At 51.6% G+C, this 1,250-nt stretch carries 2 protein-coding genes; both read left to right on the forward strand.

The genetic code is table 11. The annotated features are described in order from the left end of the window. Nucleotides 1-669 (forward strand): acyl-CoA dehydrogenase family protein (locus tag R7E47_RS24650; protein ID WP_318085375.1); only part of this gene is annotated, 669 nt, incomplete at its 5' end. Nucleotides 670-703: 34 nt separating this feature from the next. Continuing rightward, the coding region (locus R7E47_RS24655; protein WP_318085377.1) for a carboxyl transferase domain-containing protein at nucleotides 704-1,250 on the forward strand (547 nt) is incomplete at its 3' end.

Genomic DNA, 1,250 nt, shown 5'->3' on the forward strand with positions numbered 1-1,250 from the left:
CCCGATGCGGACGTGGTCGTGGTGTACGCCAAAACAGACGCTGATGCGGGATCGCGCGGGATCACAGCGTTTATCGTCGAGCGCAGTTTTACCGGATTCAGTGACGCGCAAAAGCTCGATAAGTTGGGAATGCGAGGCTCAAACACATCTGAGCTCGTCTTCAACAATTGCAAAGTACCTAAAGAAAACATTCTCGGAGCACTCAATTGTGGCGTCGAAGTATTGATGAGTGGGCTTGATTACGAGCGCGTTGTTTTAGCTGCTGGCCCACTCGGCATTATGCAAGCGTGTATGGATATCGTCGTCCCCTACGTGCATGAGCGCAAACAGTTCGGCAAATCCATCGGCGAGTTTCAGCTTGTGCAGGGCAAATTGGCCGACATGTACTCACGTATGAACGCTGCAAAAGCGTACGTCTACACCGTCGCGGCGGCTTGTGATCGTGGTGAATGCACGCGCAAAGATGCCGCTGGGGTGATTTTGTACAGCGCAGAATTGGCAACACAAATGGCGCTCGACGCCATTCAGCTACTCGGCGGTAATGGCTACATCAATGAATACGCAACCGGACGCCTTCTGCGTGACGCAAAACTGTATGAAATTGGGGCAGGAACCTCCGAAATTCGCCGCATGCTCATCGGGCGCGAATTGTTTGAGGAATCACGCTAGCTCCTGATTCACTCGCTAGGAAAAGGAAGTCATCATGGCCATCATAAAAAGCAAAACCAAGCCAACTGACGAGCTATTTCTTTCTAACCAAGCCGCGATGGAAATGCTGGTTGAAAAGCTGCAAAAAGACATCGCCACCATCAAACTCGGTGGCGGCGAACGTGCCATTGCTCATCAGCGACAAAAAGGAAAACTCCCGGTTCGAGAACGAATTTCACATTTGCTCGATGATGGTAGCAACTTCCTTGAAATCGGTCAGTTTGCCGCTTGGCAAGTGTACGATGAGTCCATCCCATGCGCGGGTGTCGTGGCTGGCATCGGCATGATCGAAGGAGTTCAATGCATGGTGATTGCCAACGATCCTTCGGTCAAAGGCGGCACCTATTATCCTCTCACCGTGAAAAAGCACCTTCGAGCACAAGAGATTGCTCAGCGTTGCCAACTACCGTGTGTCTACCTTGTCGACTCTGGCGGCGCGAATCTCCCTCATCAATCAGACGTTTTTCCCGATAAAGATCACTTCGGCCGTATCTTCTTCAACCAAGCCAGAATGTCGGCCAAAGGCATTCCTCAAATCGCCG

It is taken from the genome of Vibrio sp. Vb1026, from assembly GCF_033338745.1.
Classification (GTDB): Bacteria; Pseudomonadota; Gammaproteobacteria; order Enterobacterales; family Vibrionaceae; genus Vibrio; species Vibrio alginolyticus.